The organism is Chryseobacterium arachidis, assembly GCF_900129245.1.
GTDB classification, from domain to species: Bacteria; Bacteroidota; Bacteroidia; order Flavobacteriales; family Weeksellaceae; genus Chryseobacterium; species Chryseobacterium arachidis.
This window is the reverse complement of record NZ_FQUT01000004.1, coordinates 116,969-139,284: the sequence shown is the minus strand read 5'-3', so window position 1 is coordinate 139,284 and position 22,316 is coordinate 116,969. Positions and strand designations below refer to the sequence as shown.

Below are 22,316 nucleotides of genomic sequence, written 5' to 3'. Positions count from 1 at the left end.
TCAATATGTCAATAATTTATATTTAATTAGGGTTAATGTTAAAGATTTTTTAACATAATTTTAGAAATCAATGAAAATTTAGGAATCATAAAGTGTTAATTATCTTTATTTCTTATTTCTGTAAGAAAATTTACCTTAATTAAATCATATAAAGAATGTCTGCTCACCAAAATTGAAGCGATAGAAGAGATCATTCCTGCTAACATTAAATGAAAAATAAGAGAATGTCTGTCGGTCATTTCGAGTACAATAATAGCCGATGTAAAAGGAGCTCTTGTAATTCCAGTTAAAAACGCCACCATCCCTGCCAAAACAACCACATTGGTTTCATTAGGAGTTAAATGAATAAATCCGGAAATCACAGATCCTATACTTGCTCCGGCCGTTAAAGCTGGGGCAAAGATTCCTCCCGCACCCCCAGAGGTAAAGGATAGGGCAGGTCCCAGCATCCTTAAAATAGGAACATACCAATCTTCATGTTTTTTCGGGGTGAAAAGGACGCGTTCCATAATTTCTTTTCCGGAACCTAAAATTTCTCTGTTAATAAAAAAAGCGATGGATGCAATGATTAATGCACAGATCACTAAAAAAACTACATTAGCACGGTTGGTCTTTAATCTTTTCTTTTTCCAATCATTTATTTTCAGCATGGTTACCGAAAGCTGACTTGCTAAAATCCCTGCAATTCCTCCCACAAGAATAATCGGAAACATCACCATTAATGAAACATCATTCGTTTTTGGATATCCTAAATATAAATAAGAACCGGCCAAAGTCTGAGCCGTTAATCCTGCAATGATAACCGCTGTAAATAATGCTGTTTTGAAATAATTGATATGTGTTTTTGAAAGTTCTTCCACGGCAAATACAATTCCGCCGAGAGGAGTATTAAAAGCGGCTGCAAGTCCTGCAGCTGCGCCTGTCATAATCATATTTTTCTTTGATATTTTCGGCCACCACTCGGGAAGATATTCGTTTACTTTTCTGAAAACAGAACCTGCAATCTGAATAGTCGGGCCTTCACGGCCCACTGCGCCACCGCCGATAACCAAAATAACCGAAGAAATAATTTTAAATACAATGATCTTTAAACTTAATAAGCTTATGATCTTTCTGTGTTCCTTAGGATTTGCCAGTTCAACAGCAGCCATTACCTGTGGAATCCCGCTTCCTTTGGCGTTGGGTGCAAATTCTTTCACCAGCCACCACGAAAGCACAAAACCAATCGGAGCAATAATGAAGATCATCCACAAATGCCAATCCAGAATGTAATGAAGAAGGTTCTCGCCCCAAGCAAAAATTTTAGCATACATCACTGCCAAAAATCCTGTAATCACAGAGCCTATCCAGAAAGGAATAGCCTGAAGTAAGTTGTGCTTCAGTTGCTCGTTGCGGATATTGTCGAAGGACTTTTTGAGGCTTCTTCGGATTAGGATGAAAATTTTCAGCATTTGTTGATTTTGAGGTGTAAAAATAAGTTTTTTGTAGAATTTAGATTTCATATAAAAATTTAGAAACAATCAAAGCATTCTCGACGGAGAGTTCTTTTGGTAATCCGAAACTTAAAATATTGTTTTTAATTTCCAATTTAAAATCTTCATCAGGAAAAGATTTTATAATTTCTTTTCTCTTTGTTGCTAAAAATGCCATGGTTTTAAATTTATCATTTCCAACAACATAAAAATCTTTAAAATCACGATCGTTGAAATTGATATTAAAACTGCTGAAAATTCCTGCAAGTTTATCCATAAAACTCTTTTTATTGATAGAAATATATCCGAAATCTTCATTTAAATCTTTTAATCCCCAAATCTGTAAAGTTTCAAGCTGAGCTGGTAGACGGCCGCCTTTAATTGTTTTTTCAATCTTTCTGACGATAAATAAATTAAAAGAATTTCTTTTGTGTTTATCTGTTACAAAATAGCAGATCTTCGGTACAAACAACGAAAAAGGATTTCCAATATCAGAACTAAATTTATCGTAAAGCGAACCCTTAATGTCAACCACAGAAATATCGTAAAGCTTGAAAAGTTCGTCAAAAACTTCAAAAATTAATTTTTCTTCTTCTTTTGAAAAATCAAAAAGCTTGTTGGAATTTAATTTTCTGATATGAAGATCCATTTTACTAAAATTTATTTATCTTAAATTTAATATTAATAAACTTAAATTACAAGAAAATGTTCAAATGTAAAATAAATTCTATTTGATTGCTAATTTGATAAATAAATCTTGTTTTGTTTGTATATTTTAAATCTGAACAAAACAAGATTTAATCTTTTGAAATTTAGATGAATTTAATTTTAAAAAATAAAAACCTCCGAAAAAAATCGAAGGTTTTGTATGGTAAAGACATTTTGATAAGCGATAAAATATCATTTATAACTCATCATCATCATTCATTATTTATAATTAAATTTCCGTATTCAGATCCCAGTTTTCAAGGTAATCGTGAACGTGCTTCAACATCATTCCGCCAAGAGAACCGTCTACCACTCTGTGATCATAAGAATGAGACATGAACATTAAATTTCTGATTGCAATTACATCACCATCAGCTGTTTCAAGAACTGCTGGTTTTTTAACGATTGCTCCGATGGCCAAAATAGCAACCTGAGGTTGAGGAATAATAGGAGTTCCCATAAGGTTTCCGAAGCTTCCTACATTAGAGATCGTATACGTGGCGCCTTGCGTGTCTTCAGGTCTTAATTTTTTATTTCTTGCTCTGTACGCCAGATCGTTGATTGCTTTTGCCAATCCTGAAAGTGACAATTGATCTGCATTTTTAATGACAGGAACAATCAAATTTCCGTCCGGTAAAGCAGTTGCCATACCGATATTGATGTTTTTCTTCTTAATAATGTTTTCTCCATTTACAGAAACGTTGATCATCGGGAAATCCTGGATTGCTTTTACAACCGCTTTCACGAAAATAGGCATGAAAGTCAGTTTTTCACCTTCGCGTTTTTCGAAAAGAGATTTGTTTTTATTTCTCCATTTTACCACGTTAGTTACGTCAGTTTCGATGAAAGAAGTAACATGCGGAGCAATTTGCTTAGCTTTTACCATGTTTTCAGCAATGATCTTTCTCATTCTGTCCATCGGAATGATCTCGTCACCTGCTGCCACAGGAATTGTAGAAGCCGGAGCTGAAGTTGCCACGGGCTGTGGAGTAGAGGCTGCCTGTACAGGAGCAACTTGCGCAGCTGGCTGGTTTCCTCTGTTTTTTACGTAAGCTAAAATATCTTCTTTAGTAATTCTTCCTTCCAAACCGCTTCCTTTGATGGATTTCAGTTCAGTTTCAGAAATATTTTCCTGTTGTGCGATTGATTTTACAAGTGGAGAAAGGTAAAGATCTCCCGAAAACTCTGTTGAAGCAGCCACCTGTAACGGCTGTTCGATTGTTTTTAATGTTTCAGCGTCTGGCGTAGCAGCCGGAGTTTCTGTTTTTACTTCTTCTGAAGCTGTGTTTCCGCCTTCACCTTCAATTTCTAAAATAGCAATGGCTTCGCCTACTTTTGCAACTTCGTCTTTCTGTTTTAAAATCTTTACGATTTTCCCCGAAACGGGTGTCGGTACGTCTGAATCTACTTTATCTGTCGCAATTTCTACTACGGAATCATCCTCTTTTACAGTATCGCCTTCGTTGAACAACCAAGTGATAATTGTCGCTTCCATAACACCTTCTCCCATGGAAGGAAGCAATAATTTGTATTCTGCCATTTTTAATTTTTAGATTTTGACAAATATATAAAAAAAATCGATTTTTTTATGAAATATTAAATTTTAGAAAAATTCGATATAAATATTCTCGCCGACATTGAGTCCGAACAGACTTTTAGCCCCGTTTTTTTTGCTGCCTTTATAGATTGTAAGCTCCAAAAGCTGACTGTCATTGAAGATTGCTGCAGATTGACCGTGAAATTCTGTCTCTCTTTCCCAGTCAGAAACTACTTCTGTATGGCTTGAAAACACTTTCGAAAGCGCTAAGTTTCTGAATTTTATCGTGAAATTTTCGTACCCGTTGCCTGTACTTTCAAAAAAATCTTTGCTGATATTTGAGATTATATTTCCGAAATTATCAATATAAGTTACTTCCCCGATAATCATTTTTTCAGACTCGTTATAAACCGGTTTTGGAAATAAAAGCTGTTTGGCAGCATCTATTTTTCGTCCGATCACTTCCGGAAGTCCGCCATTCGCCAAATGAACGGCTGCAGGAACAAAAACATCGGTTGAAGTAAAGTTGACAATATCATCAAACCTGTTGTTTAGAGTAATTTCATAAATGGCTTCAGGCTTAATGTCAAAAAAAATTAAACTTAATAGTCCGTTGTCAGCTGCCAAAAAGAAATGTCCGTCTGCTTTGTACAGGATATTTTTTCTTGATTTGTGATGAAAACTGTCGACGGCAACAATATGAATCGTTCCTTTCGGAAAATGTTTGTAGGCGTTTCTTACGATATACGAAGTCTGTATAAGGTTAAAAGCCTGAATATCGTGGGTAATATCAACAATATTAACCTTCTGATTCAGAGAAAGAATGCGGCCTTTTACAGCGGCAACTCTGTAATCCAAATTTCCGAAATCTGAAGTAAGGGTAATAATTGACATTGATTGTTTAATAGAATGATAGAAATGCAAATTTATCTAAAATAAAAGGAAAGCCCGAAAAATTATGGAAAAGAATTTGATATAAGTTTGAAAAAAAGCTTTAAATTTAAAATCTAAAATTAATAATACTACTGCATGTTTGAATTAACATATGATTTGGAAGATATCGATGCGAAAATCTTCTATGGAGTTAATAACCAATATTTCAATTTAATAAAATCTACTTTTCCGACACTTAAGATCACTGGGAGAGATCATTATATTTTTGCGATGGGGAACCAGGAAGCTTTGGATATTTTTAAACAGAAGCTGGATGACATCGTAAAATTTATCAGTAAAAACAATTCTATCGACCTGAAAGACGTTGAAAATATCCTAAATATTAAAGACGAAAACGAAAAACAGCTGGTTTTTGATCAGGATATTATTGTAAAAGGAGTAAATGGTAAAATTATTAAGGCTAAAACGACCAATCTTAAAAAATTAGTTAAGGAAACTGAGAAAAAAGATATGGTTTTTGCGATCGGGCCTGCGGGAACGGGGAAAACCTATACAAGTGTTGCCTTGGCAGCAAAAGCCTTAAAAGACAAACAGGTTAAAAGAATTGTCCTTACAAGACCTGCTGTAGAGGCAGGAGAGAGCTTAGGATTTTTACCGGGTGATCTTAAAGAAAAGCTTGATCCTTATTTACAGCCTTTATATGATGCTCTTCGTGATATGATTCCTCATGAAAAGCTGGAAGGTTTTATTGAAAAGAAAGTGATCGAAGTAGCTCCCTTGGCTTTTATGAGAGGAAGAACCCTGGATGATGCTTTTGTGATTTTGGATGAAGCACAAAATACAACACACTCTCAGATGAAAATGTTTTTAACGAGAATGGGGATGAATGCCAAATTCATCATTACAGGAGATCCTACCCAGATTGATTTACCTCCGAAACAGCAATCCGGATTAAGAGAAGCCATGAGAATTCTGAAAGACGTGAAAGAAATAGGTTTTGTACACTTAACCGAAGAAGATGTTGTACGACACCCTGTTGTTAAAAAAATTATTCTGGCGTATAACGACGAGGAAAAAAGACAGAGAAATGATTAAATAGTTCAAAATCGGACAATTATAACAGCAGAATAGCGAAAGCTATTCTGCTGTTATTTTAATATGAATAAGAATTCCCAATATTTTGATATTTAAAAAAAAGTATTATTTTTGCCCCGAATTAATTAAAAAAAACTATTTATCATGAAGAAAATATTACTTCTTGCAGCAGTTGCTGTTATGGGTGTGAGCGTATCGGCTCAGGAATTCAGGTTTGGCCCTAAAGCCGGATATTCTTTTTCAAATGTAAAACTTAAAGATAACTCTAATTCTGAAACTTCAGATCCTGTACATACTTTCTACGTGGGAGGTTTGGCTGAATATAAAATCAGTGACAGATTCGGGTTACAGGGGGAAGTTTTGTATTCTCCTCTTGGAGGAAAACTAAATGTTGCTGAAGTTGATCCAGATGATCCTACTAACTTTTTAAATATAAAAGCAAAACAAACGTATCATACATTATTGGTTCCTATTTCTGCTAAATATTTCATTACAGAAGGTTTATCTGTTTCTGCAGGTGCTAGCTTTGGTGTTATCCTTTCCGCTAAGCAAAAATATTCTGCTGATTTAGGGTTAGGAGGTGTAATCCCAGGATTTGAACTTAATTCAGAGGATGAAATGGATATTAAAGATCAAATGAATACTTTAAATATTGCCCCTTTCCTTGGTGCTGAATATATGCTAGAAAACGGGTTATTCTTTGATGCAAGATATAACTTAGGGGTATCTAATTTAGCTAAAAATACTTCTGATGGTGAAAAAATGACTAACAGCTTTTTCCAAGTTGGCGTAGGATTTAAATTCGGAGGAAACTAAGAATTATTTCTCATAAAAAAGTAAAGCGGTACAGAATTTGTATCGCTTTTTTCGTGTGTTACAATTTGGCACATTACTTTAGAGAATTTCATATTCTTATATTAAACTTATTAAAATGAAAAAACTGTTATTATTAGGTGCTTTTGCACTTTTAGGTGGTCTTGCGCAGGCGCAGGAAGGCTTTAGATTGGGAGCTCATGTGGGCGCTCCGCTTGGGGACGCTGCCGATGCAGCAAGCGTAACGTTAGGCATTGATGCTGCTTACATGTGGAATATTACCAAAGGCTTGGATATCGGGGTTACTACAGGATATTCTCATTTTTTTGGTAAAGACCGTTTCGAGGATTTTGGTTTCGTACCGGTAGCGGCATCAGGTAAATACAAATTCAACAAAATCCCGCTTTTTGTAGGATTGGATTTAGGAGCTGCTATTTCTACCAGAGATTATATCAACAGTGGTTTGTATGTAGCACCAAGAGTCGGTTACCAGATGAAAAAAGCTGAACTATATCTTGGGTTCCAGAATATTAGTAGCAAATATAGGGATAGAGGTCCTTATTGGGATTATCGAGACAGATTTAATTTTGGTGCTGTTAACTTCGGTGCTAATTTCTTCCTTAATTAATATTTTCTTTAAATCAATTATATTAAACTCCAATTGTAAAATTGGAGTTTTTTTATTCAAAATATTGTGAAAAAGTCAAAACTGTATGTTTAGTACGTTTTATTACTGAAAAATGGTAGTTTTTTCTAATGATATTAATCACGTTAACAAATTTTAATCTTAGCGGATGCCTCTGTAAATTTGTCGTCAGAAAGTATTAAAATTTTAAAAAAATGAAAAAAGTATTATTAGCTGGTGCTATTGCACTTTTCGGTTTATCAAATGCTCAAATCGCTAAAGGAACAGCTTATTTATCTGGTTCAGTAGGATATTCTCAACAAGAAACTAACAACGGTAACAATAAAGTAGAAAACTTCAATGTATTGCCAACAGTTGGTTATTTTGTAGGAACTAACTTAGCAGTAGGTGTAGGAGTTGGATACCAGACTCAAAAAGAGACTAACATTGCTACAACTCAATTTGGAGGTGCAACAATCGTTACTACAAACGAAGTTAAGGAACCAGCTTTCGTAGTTGCTCCTTTCGTAAGAAAATACTGGACTTTAGGAGATAAATTATATATCTTCGGTCAATTAGCAGTGCCAATGCAGTTTGGAAAAACTGAGGTTGAAAACACTACTGTAACTACTACAGGTTCTACAACTAGTATAGCTTCAACTTCTACAGAAGCTAAATACACTCAGGTTGGTGTAACTGTGAAGCCAGGTTTAGATTATTTCTTAAACAAAAACTGGTCTATCGAAGCTACTATCGGTGAATTCGGTTATAACAACTACAAACCAAAAGATGGTGATGCTACAAACAACTATACATTTGGTTTAAATTTATCTTCAGTAACTTTTGGAGTTAAATATGTTTTTGCAAAATAATAAACAAAGCATATCTATTAAAATAAAGTCCTAAGTTTACTTAGGGCTTTTTCTACTTATAAAAACTATTTTTTTAATTTTAAATAAATAACTATGAAAAAATTATTATTGGCAGGTGCAGTTGCACTTTTCGGTTTATCAAATGCTCAAATGACTAAAGGTGACTGGGTAATCAGTGGAAACACAGGTTTTGGATTCAACAGTATTAACACTAAGACTAAAGTTGATGGTGAATCTTTTGACGGACCTAAAGTGAGCTCGTTTTCTGTTACCCCATCTGTGGGATATTTTGTAATTGACAAATTAGCCGTAGGTATCGATTTGAATTTTGCAAGTATTACAACAAAAGAAGATGGTGATAAGGCTACAATCTCTAATTTCTCTGTAATGCCGACTGCTACTTACTATTTTGCAAACAGCAGCAAATTGGTTCCTTTCTTAGGTGCTGGTATTGGTTATGCATCTAACAAGACAAAAGAAACTTATGCTGGAGGTGGTTCAGACGAGTATACTGCTGATGGTTTAGCTTGGAAAGTAAAAGGAGGTGTAACTTATATGGCTACTCAGTCTTTAGGTATTAACTTAGGAGTATCTTTCGATCAGTTTTCTAACAAAGAAACTTATTTAGGAACTGAGTTCAAAAACAATGTTAACACTTTTGGCGTAAACGTAGGCTTCTCTTATTTCATCAAAGCTAAAGCTCAAAAATCTGATAAATAATCCATTTATTTTAAAGATAAAAACAAAGAATCCGACTCAAAACTGAGTCGGATTTTATATTTTAAATGAAATGTAAGCTAAATTATTTTCCAAACATTCCGCCCATTCCCGGCATATTTGGCATTTTGCTCATCATCTGCATCATTTGCTTTCCTTGTGGACCCTGCATCATCTTCATCATTTTCCCCATTTGGTCAAATTGCTTCATCAATTGGTTTACATCCTCAATTTTTCTGCCTGCACCTCTCGCAATTCTGTTTTTTCTCTGAGTATTAATAATAGAAGGTCTTCTTCTTTCTTCAGGTGTCATAGAGTAGATGATCGCTTCGATGTGTTTGAAGGCATCATCGCTGATTTCCACATCTTTAATCGCCTTTCCAACTCCTGGAATCATCCCCATCAAATCCTTCATGTTACCCATTTTTTTGATTTGATTAATTTGCTTTAAGAAATCATCAAAACCAAATTCGTTTTTAGCAATTTTCTTATGAAGTTTTTTTGCTTCCTCTTCATCAAACTGCTCCTGAGCTCTTTCTACTAGGGAAACAACGTCTCCCATTCCCAAGATTCTGTCCGCCATTCTTTCAGGGTAGAAAAGGTCTAAAGCTTCCATTTTCTCGCCAGTAGAAATGAATTTGATTGGTTTTTCAACCACGGAACGGATCGTCAACGCGGCTCCACCACGGGTATCGCCATCTAATTTCGTTAAAACAACCCCGTCAAAATTCAAAGTATCGTTGAATGCTTTTGCCGTATTCACAGCATCCTGACCTGTCATTGAGTCAACAACGAACAAAGTTTCGTTTGGTGTAATCGTAGAATGAACAGTTTTAATTTCCTTCATCATCTGCTCATCAATCGCCAAACGACCTGCTGTATCGACGATTACAACATCGTGACCATTAGATTTGGCAAAACTAATCGCGTTTTGAGAGATGCTTGAAGGATCCATAGAACCTTCTTCCGTAAAAACAGGAACCCCAATCTGTCCGCCTAAAACCTTCAACTGGTCGATCGCAGCCGGACGGTATACATCACAGGCTACCAAAAGAGGTTTTTTATTTCTTTTTGTCTTTAAATAATTCGCTAATTTTCCAGAGAAAGTTGTTTTACCAGAACCCTGAAGACCTGCAATAAGAATCACTGAAGGTTTTCCTGAAAGGTTGATTCCCTCCTGAGAACCTCCCATCAGATCTACCAATTCGTCGTGAACGATTTTTGTCATCAGCTGCCCCGGTGTAAGCGATGTAAGCACATCCTGCCCTAAAGCTTTATCCTGAACTCTTTTAGTAAGATCTTTTGCAACTTTATAATTAACATCGGCATCCACCAATGCTCTACGAATCTCTTTTACGGTTTCCGCGACATTGATTTCCGTAATTTTTCCTCTTCCGGAGATATTATGAAGCGCTTTGTCTAATTTATCCTGTAAACTATTAAACATATGTATTGTAAATTATAGGTTTGCAAAAATAAGGAATTTTAGTATATATTATATATAAGGTATGGAGATTTCTTTTGTATAAAAATTATAATTCTATTTTTGCAAAATGAATTTTATGGATTGTTTAATTATCGTACTATTGATTTTAATCTTCAATATTATTGTATATATAATATTTAAAAGGAATATTTATGATAAAGAAGATGCCGGAATGAAGTTTTTGATAGTAAATATATCTAAGGATATTGTTTGGCTTGTAATTTCTTTAATGATTATTGATAAAACGAAAGAAAACTTTCTCTTTGTAGTGATATGCTTTATAGTCGCATCACTTCTTATATATACATTTATAATAAAACTCATTAACAAATCTTAATTTTTTTGATGATAAAAATCAATTTTTAATATTGGTAAAGTTTAATAAAATCGATATATTTGCACACGATTAAAAAAGAGATATGAACAGAAAAATTTCTTCATTATTTTTCGCATTTTTATTTGTATTTATTAGTGGTTTCGCTAATGCACAACACGAATCTGAAGGTGAAAAGTCAGCTGAAAAAGTAGAGAACAAAGAAGCCGGGGAGAGCTTCAATGCGACCAAGATGATCATGGAGCACATTGGTGATTCAAACGAATGGCATTTATGGACTACAAAAGATGAGAACGGCGAAGAGCATCACGTTTCTGTTCCGCTACCGATAATTATTAAAGATAATGAAGGGGTGCATACTTTTCTATCAAGCAGTATTGCTCACGGTCATGAGCATGATGGATATACTTTAGAAGAAGGGCAGGTGGTTTCTACTAAAGGGATTCAAAAAGCAACTTTATTTGCTATAATTAGTGGGAAGCAAAAATCAAACGAAGTGTTCTTTGATTTTTCAATTACTAAAAATGCAGCTTCAATGTTTTTGTCTGTAATTTTTATGGCAGTAATCTTCATAGGAATGGCAAGGAACTATAAAAAATCTCAATTACCAAAAGGTGCTGGTAAATTATTGGAGCCGGTAATTGTATTTCTTAGAGATGAAGTAGCAATTCCAAACATTGGATCTGTAAAATATAAAAGATATATGCCTTATTTATTAACAGCATTCTTCTTTATTTGGTTTAATAACCTATTCGGATTGATTCCTTTCTTCCCATTTGGTGCAAACCTTACAGGTAACATTGCAATCACTGCGGTTTTAGCAATCATTACATTATTAATTACATTATTCAGTGCTAATAAAGATTATTGGAAACACATCTTTATGCCGCCAGTTCCAATTTTATTGTATCCTATCATGGTTCCAATCGAGATTATCGGAATCTTTACAAAACCTTTCGCTTTAATGATGCGACTTTTCGCTAACGTTACAGCAGGACATATTATGATCCTGGCGATTATTTCACTAATCTTCATTTTCAAATCTCCATTCTTAGGATTTGCATCTGTACCATTAGCATTATTTGTTTCTGTATTGGAATTATTAGTTGCTGCATTGCAGGCATATATATTTACTGTATTATCAGCATTGTTTATTGGTATTGCAGTTGCAGAACACGAGCACGAGCATGGTCATGAAGAGCACGCTCACTAATTAAAAAAGAAAATAATTTTTAACTAATATAATTTATTTATTATGGATTTATCAACTGGAGCAGGATTAATTTACGTAGGTATCGGTTTAGCAGTACTAGGAGTAGGTCTTGGTATCGGAAAAATCGGAGGTCATGCAATGGACGCTATCGCTAGACAGCCTGAGCAAGCTGGTAAGATTCAAGGAGCAATGCTTATTGCTGCTGGTCTTATCGAAGGTGCTGGTCTTATCGCGATTATCTTTGGTGCTTTCATCAAGTAATTATCCTCAAAAAAAAACATTCTTAGCAGTGAAGCGGTTGGCTGCTGCTAAGAATTTTAAAAACAATCCATAAAATAACACTTAAAAAAGAATCTACAGATATGGGAATTATAGAACCTGGAATTGGACTTTTGTTTTGGATGACTCTTACATTTGTTATCCTATTATTTCTTCTTGCAAAATTCGCTTGGAAACCAATTGTAAATGCAGTAAATGATAGAGAAACTTCTATTCAGGATGCATTAAATCAAGCTATTTTGGCTAAAAAGGAGATGGAAGTGCTAAAAGCAGATAACGAAAGAATCATTCGTGAGGCTAAAATCGAAAGAGATGCTATCCTTAAAGAAGCGAGAGAAATTAGAGATAAAATCGTGGGTGAAGCTAAAGATGTTGCTAAAGTAGAAGGGGACAAAATGATCGAAGCAGCCAAACAAACAATTACTGCTGAAAAAAATGCTGCAATGGCAGACATCAAAACTCAGATTGGTGCTTTATCTGTGAACATCGCAGAATCTATCTTAAAACAGAAGTTGGATAACAGCGAAGCTCAAAACGAATTAGTTCAGAATTATTTAAACAAATCAAATCTTAACTAAGAATGCTTACATCTAAAGTAGCTAAAAGATACGCACAAGGTTTACTTGATTTCACGAATGAGTCAGGTCAAACGGCTACTGTATTTTCTGAAATGAAAGATGTAGTAAAGATCATGAAAGAGTCTGCGGATTTAAACAAATTTTTCATGACCCCTTACATCGATTCTAAAAAGAAAGTAGAAGTAGCAAACGAAATTTTCAAAGGTTTATCAGGTTCTTCAAAGAATTTGATCACGTTGGTTATCAAGCACGGTCGTGAAAGCCAATTGAAAAATATCGCTCAGGAGTTCATCAATAAAGTGGAAGATATCAATGGAGTACAGAGAGTAACTCTTACAACAGCGACTCAGCTTTCTGAAGAAAACCTGGATCAAATTTTAAGATCTACCAACCTTGTTAATCCAAACTCAAACTTCGATTTACAACTGAATGTAAAGCCTGAAATTTTAGGAGGATACATTTTGAGAGTGGGAGACCAGCAAGTAGATGCTTCTGTGAAGTCTAAACTTAATCAGGTTAAAAAAGATTTTAGCTTAAATTAATTAAAAAAAGAAAAACAACCATACAATGGCAGAAATAAATCCGGCAGAAGTATCTGCGATCTTAAAACAGCAATTGGCCAACTTCGATACTCAATCCAACGTTGAGGAAGTAGGTACAGTTTTAACCATCGGTGATGGTATTGCTCGTGTATACGGGTTAGAAAACGTACAATACGGAGAGTTGGTGAAATTTTCTAGTGATGTAGAAGGTATTGTACTAAACCTTGAAGAAGACAACGTAGGTGTTGCTTTACTTGGTGAAAGTAAATTAGTAAAAGAAGGAGATACAGTAAGAAGAACAAACAGAATCTCTTCTATTAAAGTAGGAGAAGGTATGTTGGGAAGAGTAGTGGATACTCTTGGTAATCCTATCGATGGTAAAGGTCCTATTACTGGGGATTTATACGAAATGCCATTGGAAAGAAAAGCTCCCGGAGTTATCTTCAGACAGCCGGTAACTGAACCTTTACAGTCTGGTATCGTTGCAATTGACGCGATGATTCCTGTAGGAAGAGGACAGAGAGAGCTTATCATTGGTGACAGACAGACAGGTAAAACTACTGTTGCGATCGATACGATCATCAACCAAAAAGAATTCTACGATGCTGGTAAACCAGTATATTGTATATATGTTGCGATCGGTCAGAAAGCTTCTACTGTAGCACAAATCGTTAAAACCCTTTCTGATAAAGGAGCTTTAGCATACACTGTAATCGTTGCAGCAAACGCATCAGATCCGGTTCCAATGCAGGTATATTCTGCAATGGCGGGAGCATCTATCGGTGAGTTCTTCAGAGATACTGGTAGACCGGCTTTGATCGTTTATGATGATTTATCTAAACAAGCGGTAGCTTACCGTGAGCTTTCTCTACTATTGAGAAGGCCACCGGGACGTGAGGCTTATCCTGGAGACGTTTTCTATCTTCACTCAAGATTGTTGGAAAGAGCGGCTAAAGTTATCGCTGATGACAAAATCGCTAGCCAAATGAACGATTTACCTGAGTCTTTGAGACCAATCGTGAAAGGTGGTGGTTCATTAACAGCACTTCCAATTATCGAAACTCAGGCGGGTGACGTTTCTGCGTATATTCCAACAAACGTAATCTCTATTACAGACGGACAGATCTTCTTGGAGTCTGATCTATTCAACTCAGGGGTTCGTCCGGCGATCAACGTAGGTATTTCTGTATCTCGTGTTGGAGGTAACGCTCAGATCAAATCAATGAAGAAAGTTTCTGGTACTCTTAAATTAGACCAGGCTCAATACAAAGAATTAGAAGCGTTCGCGAAATTCGGTTCTGACCTTGATGCTTCTACTTTGGCAGTAATTTCTAAAGGAGAAAGAAACGTAGAAATCCTTAAGCAGCCGGTAAATGCACCACTTCCTGTAGACAGTCAGGTAGCGATCGTATACGCCGGAACAGAAAACTTAATGAGAAACGTTCCTATCAGAAAAATTAAAGAATTCCAACACGAATATATCGAGTTCCTAAGATCTAAGCACCCAGATACAATGGCTGCGATCAAAGCTGGGAAAATCGATGATTCTATTACGAGCGTTCTTAAGCAGGCGGCTAATGATTTAGCTTCTAAATATAACTAAAAAATTCAATGTTTAAGGTTTAAAATTTAATGTTTAAACCTTAAACTTAAGACCTTAAACCTTGAACCACAATTAATGGCAAACTTAAAAGAAATACGAGGCAGAATTAGTTCAATTTCATCTACGATGCAAATTACACGTGCTATGAAGATGGTTTCCGCGGCGAAACTAAAGAAAGCACAGGATGCAATCGTAATGTTAAGACCTTATTCTGAGAAATTACAGGAGCTTATCCAGAATGTGAATTCTAGCTCAGATCCTGATCAGATTTCTGTTTACGCTCAAAAAAGAGAGGTAAAAAGAGTACTTTTCATCGCTGTTACTTCAAACAGAGGTTTGGCGGGTGCTTTTAACTCTTCCATTGTAAAAGAGCTTAATATCCAGTTTCAGAATAATTCTCAATACGAGATTGAAGTTCTTCCTATAGGTAAAAAGGCTTTCGACGCTGTAAGAAAAAGTCGTACAGTTTATACTAATGGAAGTTCTGTTTTTGATAACCTAAACTTCGATTCTGTGGCTCACGTTGCAGAAGGAGTAATGACAAGCTTCAAAGAAGGTAAATTTGACGAGGTTTATTTAATCTACAATAAATTCGTGAATGCTGCCACTCAGGAAGTGACTACGGAACAACTTCTTCCGATTTCAATGCCTGAAAATACAGAACCTCAAGTAGAAACAGATTATATTTTTGAGCCGAATAGAGAAGAAATCTTAGATAATTTGATTCCTAAATCTATTAAAACTCAGGTTTTCAAAGCCATTCTTGATTCAGTTGCATCTGAACACGGAGCGAGAATGACTGCAATGCACAAGGCAACAGACAACGCACAGGCTTTGAAGAATGACTTAGTAATTTTCTACAACAAAGCAAGACAGGCTGCTATTACAAACGAAATCCTAGAGATCGTTTCAGGAGCAGAAGCTTTGAAAAATTCTTAAAGAATTACGTTTTTTAACAAATATTAAAAGCATTGGGTATCTCAATGCTTTTTTTCTTATTTTTATTTTGTATATATTTGTAAGAATAAATTTATATAATTTCTAAATGGACTCGGACATAGTCAGGCTTTTGCTAGCCTTATTACTTGTTTTACTTAATGGCTTTTTCGTAGCCGCAGAATTTTCAATTGTTAAAGTTCGTTATTCACAAATCCAGCTGAAAGCCGCAGAAGGAAACTCTATGGCAAAGCAGGCAGAGCATATAATCAAACACCTTGATGAGTATCTTTCTGCAACACAACTTGGGATTACATTAGCTTCTTTAGCCCTTGGTTGGGTAGGAGAAAGTGCCTTACACCACGTTGTGGAAGGAATTTTTCATTCATTAAATATTGAAATGAGCCAAGCGACGATTACTACAGTTTCAGTAGCGACCAGCTTTGTACTCATCACTGTAATGCACATTGTATTTGGTGAGCTTATACCTAAATCGATTGCGATCAGAAAATCAGAATCAACGACAATGGCAACTGCGGTTCCGTTGAGAGTTTTTTATACCGTTTTCAAACCATTTATTTGGTTGATGAATTTAATGTCGAATACTTTTTTAAGATTAATTAAAATTCATCCTGCTTCTGAACAGGAAATTCATTCCACAGAAGAACTTCAGCTGTTGGTAAAACAAAGTGCCGACAGTGGAGAAATCGAGGAAGAGAACTATGAAATCATTAAAAATGCTTTTGATTTTACAGATCATTCTGCCAAACAGATCATGGTTCCTCGTCAGAACATTACTTCAATTGATTTTGAAGAAGATATCAACGAGATTATCAATAAGATCATGGACAGCGGCTACTCCCGTATTCCTGTTTACGAAAATTCGATTGATAATATCACCGGTGTTTTATATACAAAGGAAATCATCAGAGAATTTGTTAAGAGGAAAGGTGAGCTTAATCACGAAGATCTTAAAGAATTAATGCGTGATGCGTTTTTTGTTGTCGGAAGCAAGAAAATTTCAGACTTATTGAAGATTTTCCAGCAGAAAAAACAGCATTTGGCGATTGTAATCGACGAATTCGGAGGTACTGAAGGTATTATCACCCTTGAAGATATTTTGGAGGAATTGGTAGGTGAAATTCAGGATGAAGAAGATGATGAAGAGAAAATCGTTGATAAGATGGGAGAGAATACCTATTGGGTTCAGGCTACACAGCCATTGGATGAAATCAATGAATTCTTACCTAAAAGACTTCCTCTTTCAGAAGAAAGTGAGTATAATTCGTTAGCCGGATTTATTTTGCATGCCTTGGAAGAAATTCCGGAAGAAAATCAGGAGTTTGATCTGGACAATTATCATTTTAAGATTTTAAAAATGAATAATAAGAGCGTGGAACTTGTAGAGTTGGTTTATAATGAACCCAATAATATCAACGACCTTGCCGATAAAATAGGAGAGGTTTAATTTACTTTAAACAAAATAAAAATGATTTTTTATAATACCATAAAAGATTATGAAGACCCCAAACGTCAGTATGAAGAAGAAGTTCTTGTATTGGACGATACGGATGAAGTCTACAAACTCGTTTTGCATAATGATGATATTCATACTTTTGATTATGTAATTGATTCTTTGATCGAGATCTGCAAACATACTTTAGAACAGGCTGAGCAGTGTACCATTTTAGTACATTTTAAAGGTAAATGCACGGTAAAAACAGGCTCATTGGATATTTTGAAGCCGATGCATGAGAAATTGCTTTCGAGGGAATTAACAAGCGAAATCGTATAATATTAAGCTCTGACAATAGTCGGAGCTTTTTTTTGCGTATTATTTATTAAAAATAGTTAACATATAATAATATTTATTATATTAGCTATCTAAGATAAAAAAACAATAATATGAAACTAAAAATTAATTCTTTAGTTCTTGGCTGTGTGCTGTCTTATTCGGCATTAATGGGCCAGGAATCCTCTCTGGAATCTTCTGCAAGAAAATGGATGACCGAAAATTCTGCAACCCTCGGAATTCAGAACTTTAGCAAGCTTACATTAAATTTCGTAAGAAAAGGCAACAGTGGCGAAACATTGCGTTTTCAGCAGACCATAAAAAATGTTCCTGTTTTCCAGTCGGAAATCGTTTTACACTTCAATAAAGAAGGAAGAATAACCTATACTTCTACGGAAAGCTTTAAAAAAAACGTAAAAGATATCAACGTAATACCATCATTTCCTGCGGCCGAAGCGCTTAAAAAAGCACATCAGGCATCGGGAACGAAAGGAGAAATCACGTTTGAAGAAAATAAATTATTTGTTTACATCACCGATAATCAGGATACTAAACTGGTTTATCGGGTACTGACAAACTCTTTTGAAAATCCAGGAAGCTGGGAAACAATTATTGATGCACAAAGCGGAGACGTTTTAAGCGTGAAAGACATTGCATTTTATCATCATGATAAAAACGATTCTCCAAGACCCAGGAAGAAAAACACTAAAAATGAAGTAGCGTCCAAGAAAGTTTTTGTTTCAGGAACAGGCTATATTTTCAATCCTGATCCGCTTTCTAAAATGCAGGTGCCTTACTCAGGAGAGTATGTGGATAATAATGATGCAACCAATGCAAGTTTAGATGCTGCAAGAACGCTGGTTACCATTCCGGAGCTGGATTTGGTTTCAGGAGTGTATAAGCTTAAAGGCTCTTATGCGGAAATCAAGGATTTGGAGACACCTTCAACAGGACTTTTTACACAATCTAGCAATCAGTTTTTATTTAACAGAAATGATCAGGGATTTGAAGCCGTAAATGCTTATTGGCATGTTGATAACAGCTTAAGATATATTAATGAAACATTAAATATTGTTTGTAAACCATTAACCAACGCCGGAATTTTATGGTATGATCCTCATGGCTTAGATGGAGATGATAATTCCTATTACAGCAACGGCAGGCTGGTTTTCGGAGAAGGAGGTGTGGATGATGCTGAAGATGCCGATGTGGTTCTGCATGAATTAGGACATGGGATACACGATTGGTTGACCAACGGAAGTCTGTCTCAGGTTCAGGGATTAAGCGAAGGATGTGGAGATTACTGGGCGCAGTCATACAGCAGAAGTTTAAATCAGTGGCCTTCATCTGCTGCTGCATACAACTGGATGTTTAGTTGGGATGGACACAACGAATATTGGGCAGGAAGAATTACCAATTATACTGTTTTATATCCGGGATCCGGAGCAATCCATACCAGAGGTCAGATCTGGGCATCCGCTCTGATGAGAATTTACAACAAAATTGGTAAAGCAAAAACCGACAGAGCATTTTTGGAAGGAATAAGCATGACGAACTCCAATACAAACCAGCAAAGTGCTGCTATTGCCGTAAGACAGGCGGCGATCGATATGTTGGGAACGTTTGGATTTACCTGTGCTGATATTGCGGACATGACACAGGAATTCACAGCTGCGGGCTATGTTTTGCCGGCATATAATTGTGTTTTGGCGGTAGATGATGTTTCGAAAAAAGAAATAATAGCTATTTATCCGAATCCAGTATCTGATATTTTAACGGTTTCAATGAAAATGAATAAAGATGAAAAAGTGGAAATCTACAATATGGAGGGCCGAAGAATTTTGGAAACAACCATCGGAAACGGAAGAAATACAATTAATGTTTCCCATTTACAGACAGGAGATTATATCTTAAGAATAAAGGGCTTAGAGCTATCTTCGAAATTTATTAAAAAATAAAAATCAACTCAATAATCAATCCGGTGTATACACATCGGATTTTTTCTTGGAATAAATTCAGCTTTTATAATTTTATTTGCATTCAACTAAAATAGTATATTTGTAAAAACTATAAAGAAACAAAAAAACAATGCTTGTAATAGGAATTGCAGGAGGTACAGGATCCGGCAAAACTACGGTTGTTGATAAGATTATTCAGCAGCTTGATATTGAAGGAATGAATATCCTTTCACAGGACAATTATTATCATGATAATCATAATTTAACCTTAACGGAAAGAGAAGCCTTAAATTATGATCATCCAAAATCCATCGATTTTGATTTACTGATAAAACATGTGAAAGCACTGAAAAATCATGAACCGATTGAACAGCCTATTTATAGCTTTGTAACACACGGAAGAACAGGAGATCACGTTACTGTGGAGCCGAAAAACGTTTTGGTCGTGGAAGGGATTTTGGTTCTTACCAATAAAGAATTATTAAAGGAGTTTGATTTAAAAGTATTCGTTCATGCCGATTCAGACGAGAGACTGATCAGAAGAATCAGAAGGGATACCCAGGAAAGAGGAAGGGATCTTAATGAGGTACTGCATCGCTATCAGACTACTTTAAAGCCTATGCATCAGGAATTTATCGAACCTTCTAAAAATGAAGCAGATTTAATTATTCCCAATATGAGGCAGAATTCCGTAGCGATTGATTTTTTAACTACCGTTATTAAAAATTCGTTGAGAAAACATTAAAATGAAAGAAAATAAACTTATCAAAGAAATTCAGCCGAAGTCTGATACATTCAAACTGATTCAGAAATATATTCTGAACAAATACACCATTACCATATGTCTATTTCTGGTGTGGATGATTTTTTTTGATAAAACTTCTTTTTTGGTAATTAATGAGCTGAACGGCGAGATTAATAAATATGAAGAACAGCTTCAGTACTATAAAACCGAATACGAAAAAAATGATGCGTTTTATAAAAAACTGATGAACAACAAATCCGAAAAGGAAAAATATGCAAGAGAAAACTATTTCATGAAAAAACCAAATGAAGAAATCTTTATTTTGGTGGTGGATAGTGCTAACGTTGCAAAAAAATAATTCTAAAAGTGAAATGTTAACGGTGAATTTTACTTCGTAAGTGAATTTTTAAAATTACCAAGCAAAGCGAATTGACTATTCACAATTCACACTCAAAACAAAACTATGTCAAATACAGCCTGGGAAAATTTAGTCAAGAAACAACTTAAAACAGACGATATCTATTCAATTCTTACAAAAGAAAATTTGGAGGGAATTGTGGTGAAACCTTTCTATGATTCGGTAGAGAAACAACTGGTAAACTTGCCGAAAATTGAAGAGAGTACACATTTGGTGGCAAGATATCATGAAAGTCTGGAAGAGGATGTTTTTGCTTTTATTTTGGATCAGAATGTAGAAAATCTGGAACAGAAAACTATCTTCGTTAATAATGTTGATTTGGCCGGGCACATCAGCCCGAAAGAGGAAGATCAGTATTTTTCGTTGATTGATGTTTTTGATGAAAAAGAAGCTGTAATTAATGATCAGCTGGTAAAAGAATTATTAGCGAAAGAGTTTAGAAGAAATATTTGTGTAGATATTTCCCTTCACCAAAATGCGGGAGCTTCTATTGATCAGCAATTGGGGATTGCTTTAGCAAAAACAAAAGAACTGGTTGAAATTTACGGCTCAGAAATTTTAAATAAATTAATTTTCAGAATTGCAGTCGGAGGGAATTATTTCTTTGAAATGGCAAAATTGAGAGCTTTTAAATTGGTTTTTAACCAACTTTCAAAAGAATATAACCTAGATGAAATTCCTTATATTTTTGCGGAAACTTCCTTAAGAAATAAGGCGGTTTCAGACAACGAAAACAACCTGATCCGTTCAACTTTAGAATTAGCTTCTGCGATGATTGGTGGAGCTGATGCGGTTTTCAGTAATAATTACTTAGTTGACAAAAGCACGGAAAACTCTGAAGAAATTTCTTTCAAACAGCAGATTGTTCTGGCTTACGAAAGCATTATTAATGTGTTTGAAGATGCTTCCAACGGAAGTTATTATGTGGAAGACATTACACAACAGATTGCCGAAAAATCTTGGGCTTTGTTTGTAGAAATCGAAGAAGCAGGAGGATATCTGGAACTTTTAAAACAGGGAATTATTCAAAAGAAAATCTACGATCATGCTATTGAAGAGCAAAAATGGGTAGAAGAGGGAAAAATAAAGCTGATCGGCGTTAATTTATATCCAAAATTAGACGTAAAAAAGTCTGTGGAGGAATTATATAACGAAAAGGAAATTAAAGCAGTTCGTTGGGCGGAAATGTTTGAGTAGTTTTCCCACGGATTGCACAGATTTTCACAGATGATGATGTATATGAGATTCTGGGAAAATTTTATAAACACAAAAAAACACATTTACCGATGAAAGAAAATGAGATAAGTTTCTATGTCAGAAAATCAATATTTTCTGTTTATAATGAATTAGGCCCAGGATTGTTGGAGAAAGTTTATGAAAAGGTTTTAATGCTTGAGCTTGAAAATCACGGATTAAAGGTTCGAAATCAAGTTCCAATGTCTATAAAATTTAAAGATACAGTTATTGATTCAAGTTTTATTGCGGATATAATTGTTGAAGATAAAGTAATTTAGAAATTAAATCTATTCAAGAATCAGCCAAGTTCATCATAAGCAGCTGTTGACTTATCTTAAATTATCAGATTTGAAGTTAGGAATATTAGTCAATTTCAATACTGATTATATTGCTAAAAATATCTTTAGAAAAATAAATGGAAATTTAGATTAATACAATCTAAGCAGAGATATACATCATCATC

At 35.1% G+C, this 22,316-nt stretch carries 24 protein-coding genes; 19 read left to right on the top strand and 5 right to left on the bottom strand.

The genetic code is table 11. From position 1 onward, the window contains the following. Window positions 1-95 precede the first annotated feature (95 nt). The 4 genes from BUA89_RS09235 to BUA89_RS09220 form a co-directional block, all read right to left on the bottom strand. A complete protein-coding gene (locus tag BUA89_RS09235; RefSeq protein ID WP_072957093.1) occupies window positions 96-1,451 on the bottom strand; it encodes a chloride channel protein in 1,356 nt (451 codons plus the stop codon). 40 nt (window positions 1,452-1,491) lie between these two features. Next, window positions 1,492-2,121, bottom strand: a complete 630-nt coding sequence (locus BUA89_RS09230; RefSeq protein ID WP_072956169.1) for a hypothetical protein — start codon at window positions 2,119-2,121, stop codon at window positions 1,492-1,494. A gap of 288 nt (window positions 2,122-2,409) precedes the next feature. Then, complete coding sequence (locus BUA89_RS09225; RefSeq protein WP_072956166.1) at window positions 2,410-3,720, bottom strand: dihydrolipoamide acetyltransferase family protein; 1,311 nt, start codon at window positions 3,718-3,720, stop codon at window positions 2,410-2,412. A 63-nt stretch (window positions 3,721-3,783) separates the two neighbouring features. Beyond that, the gene (locus tag BUA89_RS09220) at window positions 3,784-4,611 is read right to left on the bottom strand and encodes an SAM hydrolase/SAM-dependent halogenase family protein (RefSeq protein ID WP_072956162.1); all 828 of its coding nucleotides are present in this window, start codon (window positions 4,609-4,611) and stop codon (window positions 3,784-3,786) included. Window positions 4,612-4,746: 135 nt separating this feature from the next. Here BUA89_RS09220 and BUA89_RS09215 point away from each other — a divergent pair, with 135 nt between their 5' ends. The 5 genes from BUA89_RS09215 to BUA89_RS09195 all read left to right on the top strand — a co-directional run bounded on the left by BUA89_RS09215 (window position 4,747) and on the right by BUA89_RS09195 (window position 8,736). After that, window positions 4,747-5,706, top strand: a complete 960-nt coding sequence (locus tag BUA89_RS09215) for a PhoH family protein (protein WP_072956158.1) — start codon at window positions 4,747-4,749, stop codon at window positions 5,704-5,706. A gap of 144 nt (window positions 5,707-5,850) precedes the next feature. Then, window positions 5,851-6,522: a porin family protein gene (locus BUA89_RS09210; protein ID WP_072956155.1), complete on the top strand. Its 672-nt coding sequence runs from the start codon at window positions 5,851-5,853 to the stop codon at window positions 6,520-6,522. 115 nt (window positions 6,523-6,637) lie between these two features. Then, window positions 6,638-7,147: a hypothetical protein gene (locus BUA89_RS09205; RefSeq protein ID WP_072956152.1), complete on the top strand. Its 510-nt coding sequence runs from the start codon at window positions 6,638-6,640 to the stop codon at window positions 7,145-7,147. A 212-nt stretch (window positions 7,148-7,359) separates the two neighbouring features. Beyond that, entirely contained in the window at window positions 7,360-8,016 is a 657-nt protein-coding gene (locus tag BUA89_RS09200; RefSeq protein WP_072956149.1) for an outer membrane protein, read from the top strand. A 93-nt stretch (window positions 8,017-8,109) separates the two neighbouring features. Further along, the gene (locus tag BUA89_RS09195; RefSeq protein WP_072956144.1) at window positions 8,110-8,736 is read left to right on the top strand and encodes an outer membrane protein; all 627 of its coding nucleotides are present in this window, start codon (window positions 8,110-8,112) and stop codon (window positions 8,734-8,736) included. A gap of 82 nt (window positions 8,737-8,818) precedes the next feature. On the opposite strand, the gene ffh is transcribed toward BUA89_RS09195, so the two are convergent. Then, on the bottom strand, window positions 8,819-10,180 hold the full coding sequence (ffh, locus tag BUA89_RS09190; protein ID WP_072956141.1) for a signal recognition particle protein: 1,362 nt from the start codon (window positions 10,178-10,180) through the stop codon (window positions 8,819-8,821). 458 nt (window positions 10,181-10,638) lie between these two features. Here ffh and atpB point away from each other — a divergent pair, with 458 nt between their 5' ends. From atpB to BUA89_RS23435, 14 genes are all read left to right on the top strand, one after another. Beyond that, window positions 10,639-11,766 carry a F0F1 ATP synthase subunit A gene (gene atpB, locus BUA89_RS09180; RefSeq protein ID WP_072956134.1) on the top strand — a complete coding sequence of 376 codons (1,128 nt, stop codon included), beginning with the start codon at window positions 10,639-10,641 and terminating at the stop codon, window positions 11,764-11,766. A gap of 42 nt (window positions 11,767-11,808) precedes the next feature. After that, window positions 11,809-12,027 carry an ATP synthase F0 subunit C gene (locus BUA89_RS09175; protein WP_007844726.1) on the top strand — a complete coding sequence of 73 codons (219 nt, stop codon included), beginning with the start codon at window positions 11,809-11,811 and terminating at the stop codon, window positions 12,025-12,027. 101 nt (window positions 12,028-12,128) lie between these two features. Beyond that, a complete protein-coding gene (locus BUA89_RS09170; RefSeq protein ID WP_072956132.1) occupies window positions 12,129-12,623 on the top strand; it encodes a F0F1 ATP synthase subunit B in 495 nt (164 codons plus the stop codon). 2 nt (window positions 12,624-12,625) lie between these two features. After that, window positions 12,626-13,165: an ATP synthase F1 subunit delta gene (gene atpH / locus BUA89_RS09165; RefSeq protein ID WP_072956129.1), complete on the top strand. Its 540-nt coding sequence runs from the start codon at window positions 12,626-12,628 to the stop codon at window positions 13,163-13,165. Window positions 13,166-13,190: 25 nt separating this feature from the next. Continuing rightward, window positions 13,191-14,768: a F0F1 ATP synthase subunit alpha gene (gene atpA, locus BUA89_RS09160; protein WP_072956126.1), complete on the top strand. Its 1,578-nt coding sequence runs from the start codon at window positions 13,191-13,193 to the stop codon at window positions 14,766-14,768. A 75-nt stretch (window positions 14,769-14,843) separates the two neighbouring features. Then, on the top strand, window positions 14,844-15,707 hold the full coding sequence (gene atpG / locus BUA89_RS09155; RefSeq protein WP_072956124.1) for an ATP synthase F1 subunit gamma: 864 nt from the start codon (window positions 14,844-14,846) through the stop codon (window positions 15,705-15,707). A gap of 106 nt (window positions 15,708-15,813) precedes the next feature. Continuing rightward, window positions 15,814-17,172, top strand: a complete 1,359-nt coding sequence (locus tag BUA89_RS09150; protein WP_072956121.1) for a hemolysin family protein — start codon at window positions 15,814-15,816, stop codon at window positions 17,170-17,172. 21 nt (window positions 17,173-17,193) lie between these two features. Then, the gene (locus BUA89_RS09145; RefSeq protein WP_072956119.1) at window positions 17,194-17,499 is read left to right on the top strand and encodes an ATP-dependent Clp protease adaptor ClpS; all 306 of its coding nucleotides are present in this window, start codon (window positions 17,194-17,196) and stop codon (window positions 17,497-17,499) included. 110 nt (window positions 17,500-17,609) lie between these two features. Further along, window positions 17,610-19,454 carry a T9SS type A sorting domain-containing protein gene (locus tag BUA89_RS09140; protein ID WP_072956116.1) on the top strand — a complete coding sequence of 615 codons (1,845 nt, stop codon included), beginning with the start codon at window positions 17,610-17,612 and terminating at the stop codon, window positions 19,452-19,454. Window positions 19,455-19,584: 130 nt separating this feature from the next. Further along, window positions 19,585-20,199 (top strand): uridine kinase, encoded by a 615-nt coding sequence (udk, locus tag BUA89_RS09135; protein WP_072956112.1) that lies wholly within the window; start codon window positions 19,585-19,587, stop codon window positions 20,197-20,199. 1 nt (window position 20,200) lies between these two features. Further along, window positions 20,201-20,557, top strand: a complete 357-nt coding sequence (locus tag BUA89_RS09130) for an FtsB family cell division protein (RefSeq protein WP_072956107.1) — start codon at window positions 20,201-20,203, stop codon at window positions 20,555-20,557. Window positions 20,558-20,662: 105 nt separating this feature from the next. Beyond that, window positions 20,663-21,814, top strand: a complete 1,152-nt coding sequence (locus BUA89_RS09125) for a methylmalonyl-CoA mutase family protein (protein WP_072956104.1) — start codon at window positions 20,663-20,665, stop codon at window positions 21,812-21,814. An 89-nt stretch (window positions 21,815-21,903) separates the two neighbouring features. Next, window positions 21,904-22,131, top strand: a complete 228-nt coding sequence (locus BUA89_RS23440) for a GxxExxY protein (protein ID WP_317043387.1) — start codon at window positions 21,904-21,906, stop codon at window positions 22,129-22,131. 46 nt (window positions 22,132-22,177) lie between these two features. Beyond that, the gene (locus BUA89_RS23435) at window positions 22,178-22,285 is read left to right on the top strand and encodes a GxxExxY protein (RefSeq protein ID WP_317043386.1); all 108 of its coding nucleotides are present in this window, start codon (window positions 22,178-22,180) and stop codon (window positions 22,283-22,285) included. Window positions 22,286-22,316: the final 31 nt, after the last annotated feature.

Coding starts and splice junctions, on each gene's coding strand:
- BUA89_RS09210 (WP_072956155.1), top strand. CDS start 5,851: ATGAAGAAAATATTACTTCTTGCAGCAGTTGCTGTTATGGGTGTGAGC.
- BUA89_RS09175 (WP_007844726.1), top strand. CDS start 11,809: ATGGATTTATCAACTGGAGCAGGATTAATTTACGTAGGTATCGGTTTA.
- BUA89_RS09205 (WP_072956152.1), top strand. CDS start 6,638: ATGAAAAAACTGTTATTATTAGGTGCTTTTGCACTTTTAGGTGGTCTT.
- atpB (WP_072956134.1), top strand. CDS start 10,639: ATGAACAGAAAAATTTCTTCATTATTTTTCGCATTTTTATTTGTATTT.
- atpG (WP_072956124.1), top strand. CDS start 14,844: ATGGCAAACTTAAAAGAAATACGAGGCAGAATTAGTTCAATTTCATCT.
- BUA89_RS09230 (WP_072956169.1), bottom strand. CDS start 2,121: ATGGATCTTCATATCAGAAAATTAAATTCCAACAAGCTTTTTGATTTT.
- atpH (WP_072956129.1), top strand. CDS start 12,626: ATGCTTACATCTAAAGTAGCTAAAAGATACGCACAAGGTTTACTTGAT.
- atpA (WP_072956126.1), top strand. CDS start 13,191: ATGGCAGAAATAAATCCGGCAGAAGTATCTGCGATCTTAAAACAGCAA.
- BUA89_RS09235 (WP_072957093.1), bottom strand. CDS start 1,451: ATGCTGAAAATTTTCATCCTAATCCGAAGAAGCCTCAAAAAGTCCTTC.
- BUA89_RS09140 (WP_072956116.1), top strand. CDS start 17,610: ATGAAACTAAAAATTAATTCTTTAGTTCTTGGCTGTGTGCTGTCTTAT.
- udk (WP_072956112.1), top strand. CDS start 19,585: ATGCTTGTAATAGGAATTGCAGGAGGTACAGGATCCGGCAAAACTACG.
- BUA89_RS09125 (WP_072956104.1), top strand. CDS start 20,663: ATGTCAAATACAGCCTGGGAAAATTTAGTCAAGAAACAACTTAAAACA.
- BUA89_RS23440 (WP_317043387.1), top strand. CDS start 21,904: ATGAAAGAAAATGAGATAAGTTTCTATGTCAGAAAATCAATATTTTCT.
- BUA89_RS09145 (WP_072956119.1), top strand. CDS start 17,194: ATGATTTTTTATAATACCATAAAAGATTATGAAGACCCCAAACGTCAG.
- BUA89_RS09215 (WP_072956158.1), top strand. CDS start 4,747: ATGTTTGAATTAACATATGATTTGGAAGATATCGATGCGAAAATCTTC.
- BUA89_RS09220 (WP_072956162.1), bottom strand. CDS start 4,611: ATGTCAATTATTACCCTTACTTCAGATTTCGGAAATTTGGATTACAGA.
- BUA89_RS09130 (WP_072956107.1), top strand. CDS start 20,201: ATGAAAGAAAATAAACTTATCAAAGAAATTCAGCCGAAGTCTGATACA.
- BUA89_RS09150 (WP_072956121.1), top strand. CDS start 15,814: ATGGACTCGGACATAGTCAGGCTTTTGCTAGCCTTATTACTTGTTTTA.
- ffh (WP_072956141.1), bottom strand. CDS start 10,180: ATGTTTAATAGTTTACAGGATAAATTAGACAAAGCGCTTCATAATATC.
- BUA89_RS09195 (WP_072956144.1), top strand. CDS start 8,110: ATGAAAAAATTATTATTGGCAGGTGCAGTTGCACTTTTCGGTTTATCA.
- BUA89_RS09200 (WP_072956149.1), top strand. CDS start 7,360: ATGAAAAAAGTATTATTAGCTGGTGCTATTGCACTTTTCGGTTTATCA.
- BUA89_RS09170 (WP_072956132.1), top strand. CDS start 12,129: ATGGGAATTATAGAACCTGGAATTGGACTTTTGTTTTGGATGACTCTT.
- BUA89_RS09225 (WP_072956166.1), bottom strand. CDS start 3,720: ATGGCAGAATACAAATTATTGCTTCCTTCCATGGGAGAAGGTGTTATG.